10 protein-coding genes are annotated in these 5413 nt (G+C 51.5%); all 10 read right to left on the bottom strand.

Annotation, left to right across the window (positions count from 1 at the left end):
* Positions 1-134: 134 nt before the first annotated feature.
* A complete protein-coding gene (locus tag PHI12_13335; protein MDD5511776.1) occupies positions 135-380 on the bottom strand; it encodes a hypothetical protein in 246 nt (81 codons plus the stop codon).
* 8 nt (positions 381-388) lie between these two features.
* On the bottom strand, positions 389-898 hold the full coding sequence (locus PHI12_13330; protein MDD5511775.1) for a hypothetical protein: 510 nt from the start codon (positions 896-898) through the stop codon (positions 389-391).
* A complete protein-coding gene (locus PHI12_13325; protein MDD5511774.1) occupies positions 899-1183 on the bottom strand; it encodes a hypothetical protein in 285 nt (94 codons plus the stop codon).
* On the bottom strand, positions 1176-1487 hold the full coding sequence (locus PHI12_13320; GenBank protein ID MDD5511773.1) for a hypothetical protein: 312 nt from the start codon (positions 1485-1487) through the stop codon (positions 1176-1178). Before PHI12_13320 ends, PHI12_13325 begins: the two co-directional genes overlap by 8 nt.
* A gap of 92 nt (positions 1488-1579) precedes the next feature.
* The gene (locus tag PHI12_13315; protein ID MDD5511772.1) at positions 1580-1831 is read right to left on the bottom strand and encodes a hypothetical protein; all 252 of its coding nucleotides are present in this window, start codon (positions 1829-1831) and stop codon (positions 1580-1582) included.
* A 145-nt stretch (positions 1832-1976) separates the two neighbouring features.
* Complete coding sequence (locus PHI12_13310; protein ID MDD5511771.1) at positions 1977-2273, bottom strand: hypothetical protein; 297 nt, start codon at positions 2271-2273, stop codon at positions 1977-1979.
* Positions 2270-2533, bottom strand: a complete 264-nt coding sequence (locus tag PHI12_13305) for a hypothetical protein (GenBank protein MDD5511770.1) — start codon at positions 2531-2533, stop codon at positions 2270-2272. Before PHI12_13305 ends, PHI12_13310 begins: the two co-directional genes overlap by 4 nt.
* Positions 2534-2625: 92 nt before the next feature.
* Complete coding sequence (locus PHI12_13300; GenBank protein ID MDD5511769.1) at positions 2626-2877, bottom strand: hypothetical protein; 252 nt, start codon at positions 2875-2877, stop codon at positions 2626-2628.
* 145 nt (positions 2878-3022) lie between these two features.
* Positions 3023-3319 (bottom strand): hypothetical protein, encoded by a 297-nt coding sequence (locus tag PHI12_13295; GenBank protein ID MDD5511768.1) that lies wholly within the window; start codon positions 3317-3319, stop codon positions 3023-3025.
* A gap of 293 nt (positions 3320-3612) precedes the next feature.
* Positions 3613-4545: a hypothetical protein gene (locus PHI12_13290; protein ID MDD5511767.1), complete on the bottom strand. Its 933-nt coding sequence runs from the start codon at positions 4543-4545 to the stop codon at positions 3613-3615.
* Positions 4546-5413: the final 868 nt, after the last annotated feature.

The raw sequence follows: 5413 nt of genomic DNA, 5'->3' as shown, positions 1-5413 counted from the left end.
CAACGACGCCACCTGCAACTCATGGAGCCTCGCCACGCTCATCGTCGCATATTTGAATCCGGCTCCACGCTTACCCGACGTACATTTATCGTTGTAATCCCACGGAGGATCGGCCAAAATCACACTATACCGCTTCACAGCTTTTCGCCTTTCGCGCACCTCTCCGCGAGATGGCACGCCGCACACCGCTCTGCAACATTGTCGTTATACGACGGAGACAACTCATGATTGAAGAATTTGCACCATAGGAAATGACAGTGTGTTTTTTCGTCGCGCCTAACTTCCAGCATTGAACACCCACCGCAATACTCATCAGCACACTCTACCAGGATCGCCAGCCTGGTCATGCTGCGGGCTTTTTTCCGCCCAATAGCCGCCATGGTGCACCTCAACTATATTTTGAACAACATTCATCACAAAGCTGGTTCAGCACACCGGTTTTCAGGTCTCTTATGAAATTCTCGACTCCTTGCGGCTTTCCCGAAAGCCTAACCCGATGTCTCGGAGTAATCTCTCTTTCAACCTGCAACCCGCAACCTGGACACTTCCAGCCTAACATCACACTTCTATCTTCGCAATACAGCATTTCTATATCTATACTATTATGCGGTTTTTCCCAGCCAAACGGCCAATCTACAGGGAAGATTTTCCTTGGCCCGGCAGCTCTTCTGATTTTCCATAATGTATTTCTTTGCTCCGCCTTTTTTGCCTTTTCTTCTCGAATGGCATCGGCGACTTTCCGTCGATGGGCAGCTAGATCGTCATTCAGTTTGCGAATCCGGGCCTCGATTTCCTCCATGCGCTTCCGCGCATTTTGCGCCTCAGATTCAGTCGCAGCCGGGTCTTCGGCCAGCGCCCGCAAGTGCCCAATGCGCTCATACATTTTCGCAACGTCCATCTATCGCCCCCAAAAAACGAACATACCACCAGCACCGGCACGAATACGCAAACGCTTCGTCCGCAAAGTTCTGGGCTTTATCTCGTCGAACACTAGCCCCTTTGCCCGCAGCGGCGCGAGAAGGCAGTGTACGGCGTATGTAGACGATACCCCTATGGCCTGACATATCTCGCGAGTAGTCGGGCCATAACCGTGCTCACGCCACGCTGACTCTATAGCAAGCAACACATCCTCTTGTCGAGGCGTCACCCTGACACCGGCAAAGAGCACCGTTTCATCAGCCATTCGTCATCTCGGCTTTCGTCACCCACTGCCACGGCTGCAACACGGATGTCGTCTTCGCCGTCCCGAAGGGGAACTTCTGGAAAACCCGCACCGCAGGACGCTTATCGGGATCGTTGTCCCGCATTAGAAAAGCGTCCAATATTGCGATCCCGCCGTTTTTCGAGTAGACCTCACCACCGATCTCGACTTCGTATTTGAGGCAGCAATACTGATTGAACACCGTTCGTTGCTTATCAATCAGTTCTCGGAGCCGCTGATAGGCGGCCTCGGTCTCCGCCATCGCCTTGTTCAGTTCGTCTCTCATTCCTCGTCCTTTCTATCGCCTCCACTACCGGAACAGTAGGATATCTCTTTGCCGCTTCACGACATTCCTCTGGCGATATTAATAATGCTGACCTAATCCTCGTCGGAATCCGAACCCAACTCTCCATCGGCTTTCATCCTTTCATATTCGGCCTCGCATCCAAAAAGAGTCTCGCCGCCCTCAATCAAATAAGACTCGAACGCCGTCGGGATGTACTTCCCTGCAGCCTTGTAAATACACCGTCTATACTCGACGGCAAGAGCGAGCGTTGACTTCGCCGGACAGTCCTCGAACCACTCGGCCAGAACCACCCGTTCCACCCCTCTCCCGGAAAATCGGGTCACACACCCGAATTCCGATTCCAGAGCGCACGCCACCCTTGCGTCCAAGTCAGACCCCGTGACCGCTGTTGTCGTAATGCAATACCTGTATGACACATGTCCTCCTTGCCGGAATCTTTCCGGCCATCTTATCTTTTATTATAACACTCTAGTCTAATTTGTCAACTTCTACGATCTCCGTTACGTTGTCGCACGTATCCTGGGCTTCCTTGACCAATGCCGTAATCCCCTCGAGCTGCGCCGACAATTCTCGGTTTATACGCGCCAGCCTTACCGCGACCGATTGTCCCTCCATCTCAGTCTGGAACAGAGCCAATGTCTTCTCGCACAGCTCAAACGCATCTTCGATGCCCTTATCGCTGCCAGCCTGGACGATCACGTCCTTAATTGCACCTAGTGTCACATTCAACGACTCCAACGCCTCAATTACCTTGTCATTTTTCATCCGAACAACACCGCCTTTACGTTGCTAGGTTCGTTTGTCAACCCTATATACTTATTCTCACCATTCTCCTCGTCCCGCATTAGAAAAGCGTCCAATATTGCGATCCCGCCGTTTTTCGAGTAGACCTCACCACCGATCTCGACTTCGTATTTGAGGCAGCAATACTGATTGAACACCGTTCGTTGCTTATCAATCAGTTCTCGGAGCCGCTGATAGGCGGCCTCGGTCTCCGCCATCGCCTTGTTCAGTTCGTCTCTCATTCCTCGTCCTTTCTATCGCCTCCACTACCGGAACAGTAGGATATCTCTTTGCCGCTTCACGACATTCCTCTGGCGATATTAATAATGCTGACCTAATCCTCGTCGGAATCCGAACCCAACTCTCCATCGGCTTTCATCCTTTCATATTCGGCCTCGCATCCAAAAAGAGTCTCGCCGCCCTCAATCAAATAAGACTCGAACGCCGTCGGGATGTACTTCCCTGCAGCCTTGTAAATACACCGTCTATACTCGACGGCAAGAGCGAGCGTTGACTTCGCCGGACAGTCCTCGAACCACTCGGCCAGAACCACCCGTTCCACCCCTCTCCCGGAAAATCGGGTCACACACCCGAATTCCGATTCCAGAGCGCACGCCACCCTTGCGTCCAAGTCAGACCCCGTGACCGCTGTTGTCGTAATGCAATACCTGTATGACACATGTCCTCCTTGCCGGAATCTTTCCGGCCATCTTATCTTTTATTATAACACTCTAGTCTAATTTGTCAACTTCTACGATCTCCGTTACGTTGTCGCACGTATCCTGGGCTTCCTTGACCAATGCCGTAATCCCCTCGAGCTGCGCCGACAATTCTCGGTTTATACGCGCCAGCCTTACCGCGACCGATTGTCCCTCCATCTCAGTCTGGAACAGAGCCAATGTCTTCTCGCACAGCTCAAACGCATCTTCGATGCCCTTATCGCTGCCAGCCTGGACGATCACGTCCTTAATTGCACCTAGTGTCACATTCAACGACTCCAACGCCTCAATTACCTTGTCATTTTTCATCCGAACAACACCGCCTTTACGTTGCTAGGTTCGTTTGTCAACCCTATATACTTATTCTCACCATTCTCCTCTTTCGCACTAGCCGTAGACAATCGGAGGAGCTGATGGTGGTGGGAAAGAGGATATAGCCTTGAAGAGAACCCCGAGTCAAGAAGAAAATGACAAGAAACCGAAAAGAAAGAGAAATTAGCGCATCGCAATTTCCATATTTGAGGCGAGAAATATTTTTTGTCGAGCTTTACCATCCCAGGCAGTTTGTCATCCGTTCACTGGAGACAACTTAAATCAGGAAATCAGATAGGGCTGCCTTTAAGAGTAGCGACTGCTGCCGCGATTCGAGTAACCGCTTCCTGCAAGTCGGTCGGAGCCGTTACGCTCCAATCCCCCGGCGTCGCCGTATACCCGATTTGACTCGCAGGCTGCTGGAGAGTCAGCGTGCCTGTACCGGCGACATACCCCTGTGTAAACGCATTGCGGAGGTAAATCGTGCCGTTATTCGTGACCGTTCCCCTTATGTACGAGGTGTTGGCATAGACTGTAACGCCAGCCGGAACGGTGTGATCTTGCCAGCCCCACCTACACGCGCTAAGCACCACTGTATAGGTGGACGTACCGCCAACCGTGTAACTGGGAGTATCGCTCAAATAAATCCCGTTACACATTACCGTGCCGTCTTTGCCGAACGACGGAATCGGTTGCGTGTCGTCCATCGTGAAACTGAACGTACCCTGCAACTGACCGTTCTCCAAGTACGACCACGACACGTTAGTATACGTCCACAGCGTCTCGCTATACACACCGCTCATCGAAATGTTGTTGATGCACGTAGCGGTCAACGTCGCCGTGCCGGTAAACCGAACGTTGTGCCAAAACACATCGCTAAACGACGTAGCCCCCGCGCCGCCTGTCAGAACCACAGGCTTCGAGAAAATGATGTTATCGACGTGAAAGGCGAAAAGATTGGCGTTGTTAGTCGCTGATTGAAGCGCATTGCCCGCCGCCGGATTAATCGACACGTAACCGTGGCCTTGCAATTTGATGTATTTCAGTGCCGCGTCTTCCAGCACTACGTTTTCACGATATATACCCGACGCTATGTCTATCGTGACATAATAGTCTGGAGCCGCCGCTATGGTCGCTGCTATCGCTGCCGTAATCGTCTTGAAGGGACGTGCCATGCTCCCGTCTTCCGCATAGCTGTCACCCCTGCTGTTGTCGACGTACACGACCTCACCAGTCGCGCCAATCTGGGCATCCAGCGTATTCAGCGCATCGCTCACGAATGAACCCGCGACAGATGAATCGTTGTCCACCTGGGAAGCGTCGTAGTCGCTTGCAGCGGCGACTACCGGACCAGTGCGACTGAATACCGAGGTGACGAGATCACTGTTATCGATTTTATCCCACGTAGCTCCGTTATACGCGAGCCAGTCCGTCACGGCGTACACCGTCCCGGCGATAGTTCCTGCGACTGAACATATCCAAAAATTCCCAGCCACGACTGGTGTCGGGTATACACCGCCCGAGCAATCCCATACCCCTTGATAGGTCATAGCGTGATCGATTGCATCGATGCCCGTTTTCAGATTTGACAGCGCGTCCTTGAGAGTCGCCCCGCTCGCCGACGAATCATTGGGTATCTGCGACGCATAGGGGATCGCGCCGTCGTTTCTTATTGCCTGTTCTGTTGGTGATGTGCCCATTTTCTTACCTCCTATACTTATATTTAATACAAGTAAAAAAAATAAAATAGTTTAATATCTTCTTTTACTGCAAAGGTAGCGCACTCAAGTGCGCCTCCTGTCTACCTCTATGATTATTTGATCACAATCCAACGACACTTTTATATCGGACAATATTTGCCCATCCGAAGCATTGTCTGCCAACCTGACACATAGCTCCGGTATTTTTGCCTCGAGCGGAATGTGCGTTTCATATATACTCAACCCGTGAAATAATTTTTCGCGATTTATCACACCTGCAAGTACTTCGCGATAATCGTCTAGCCCACACGAAAAAATATTGCAGTCTTTTATTTCACGAGTCATCTGCCTCACCCTTTCTCGCAAGACAGATGTCCCGCGCTATCATGAG

Source organism: Dehalococcoidales bacterium (assembly GCA_028716225.1).
In the GTDB taxonomy this organism is placed as follows: domain Bacteria; phylum Chloroflexota; class Dehalococcoidia; order Dehalococcoidales; family UBA5760; genus UBA5760.
Note: the sequence above shows the minus strand (reverse complement) of the source record. Positions and strands in the feature narration are given on the sequence as shown.

Excerpts from the sequence above, each read along its gene's own strand:
- PHI12_13335 (MDD5511776.1), bottom strand. The coding sequence starts at position 380 with ATGGCGGCTATTGGGCGGAAAAAAGCCCGCAGCATGACCAGGCTGGCG.
- PHI12_13295 (MDD5511768.1), bottom strand. The coding sequence starts at position 3,319 with ATGAAAAATGACAAGGTAATTGAGGCGTTGGAGTCGTTGAATGTGACA.
- PHI12_13330 (MDD5511775.1), bottom strand. The coding sequence starts at position 898 with ATGGACGTTGCGAAAATGTATGAGCGCATTGGGCACTTGCGGGCGCTG.
- PHI12_13320 (MDD5511773.1), bottom strand. The coding sequence starts at position 1,487 with ATGAGAGACGAACTGAACAAGGCGATGGCGGAGACCGAGGCCGCCTAT.
- PHI12_13305 (MDD5511770.1), bottom strand. The coding sequence starts at position 2,533 with ATGAGAGACGAACTGAACAAGGCGATGGCGGAGACCGAGGCCGCCTAT.
- PHI12_13310 (MDD5511771.1), bottom strand. The coding sequence starts at position 2,273 with ATGAAAAATGACAAGGTAATTGAGGCGTTGGAGTCGTTGAATGTGACA.
- PHI12_13325 (MDD5511774.1), bottom strand. The coding sequence starts at position 1,183 with ATGGCTGATGAAACGGTGCTCTTTGCCGGTGTCAGGGTGACGCCTCGA.